The sequence below is a fragment of the Paenibacillus forsythiae T98 genome, from assembly GCF_000520735.1.
Taxonomy (GTDB): domain Bacteria; phylum Bacillota; class Bacilli; order Paenibacillales; family Paenibacillaceae; genus Paenibacillus_AQ; species Paenibacillus_AQ forsythiae.
In genome coordinates this window covers 1-1,118 of the sequence record NZ_ASSC01000770.1, presented here as the reverse complement: position 1 = coordinate 1,118, position 1,118 = coordinate 1, and the positions used below count along the sequence as shown (strand labels likewise).

At 58.3% G+C, this 1,118-nt stretch carries 3 protein-coding genes; all 3 read left to right on the top strand.

Features of this window, described 5'->3' with window-relative positions; translation table 11 throughout:
• Window positions 1-327 (top strand): response regulator (locus L692_RS30030; RefSeq protein ID WP_036725229.1); only part of this gene is annotated, 327 nt, incomplete at its 5' end.
• 11 nt (window positions 328-338) lie between these two features.
• Window positions 339-638 (top strand): beta-galactosidase, encoded by a 300-nt coding sequence (locus L692_RS33680; RefSeq protein WP_025702387.1) that lies wholly within the window; start codon window positions 339-341, stop codon window positions 636-638.
• Window positions 635-793: a Beta-galactosidase C-terminal domain gene (locus L692_RS33675; protein WP_232238853.1), complete on the top strand. Its 159-nt coding sequence runs from the start codon at window positions 635-637 to the stop codon at window positions 791-793. Before L692_RS33680 ends, L692_RS33675 begins: the two co-directional genes overlap by 4 nt.
• Window positions 794-1,118 lie beyond the last annotated feature (325 nt).

Genomic DNA, 1,118 nt, shown 5'->3' with positions numbered 1-1,118 from the left:
ACCGTCGCGGCTAACGGCAGGGAAGCGGTCCGGTCCGCCGTCAGCATACCTTACGATATCATTCTGATGGATGTCCGAATGCCCGTGATGGACGGTCTGGAAGCGGCGCAGGTGATCCGAAATACGCTTGCCCCGGATCAAGCGCCTTATATGGTTGCGCTGACGGCCGATTCGCTTCGGGATGACCGAGGCAAATGCCTGGATTACGGGATGGATGAATATTTGACCAAGCCAGTCGATAATGAAGCGTTGTCAGCTGTACTGGAAAAGGCGGCGGTCCGGGCAGCCGAAAGCGGCAAGGCCCTCAATATGCCGGATAATCGATAACCGCGAACCGCATGAACGAAAGCGGCTTCGGGAAGGCGCCCTCCTGGGCGATGATTCAGCCGGATGAGGAGATCTATGATTTCTCGGCGCTGGATGAAACGATGGACCGGCTGTACAAGAACGAAACCTATGTCTGCCTGGCTACGGGCACGGGAGCGCATCCGATCGTGTTGGCCGGGGCAAAGCGTACTACATCGCTTCAAGCCCTGACGCTGACTTTCTGCGAGGCTTTCTCGGCAATCTGTGCGCCGACAGGAATATCGCACCGCTCGTCCAGGCCCCGCAGGGGCTTGAAGCCGCGCGGCGGGTGAAGAACGGCACGTCCTACCTGTTCCTTATGAATCATACCGACGCGGAGCTGAGGACAGAGAGCGGCTCCGCCGGGATGACCGACCTGCTGACCGGCAGCCAGGTGAGCGGTACGGCGGCAGTCCCGGCGAAGGGGGTAATGATTTTGAAAGGATGACCGGACCGGGACTGAATGATGGAGGGCAAGAAAGTGCGAAAGGCAGGGATCTTCGCTTAATGCGACGAGCCTGCCTTTTTTCTCATCTGGGGCTTGGGATTGCGCTTCATCATGAACATGCTCTTGGCTAGCTGTTGCTGACCCGCTTTATGGTTGACGCGGCAGGACAGCTAAGCCTGGGAGCTTGGGATTCCGCTAGCCGCTCCTGCCGTCTGTCTGGTCGATCCCCGCAAAATAATGCTCGACTCCAAATAAATGGTCTCCTTATGGCGGTCCGGCTGCTCGATCCGGTTAAGAAGCGTCTCGACGACGCGCGTTCCGAGTT

Bases quoted from the DNA above. Each gene is read 5' to 3' on its own strand.
- L692_RS33680 (WP_025702387.1), top strand. From the start codon at position 339: ATGAACGAAAGCGGCTTCGGGAAGGCGCCCTCCTGGGCGATGATTCAG.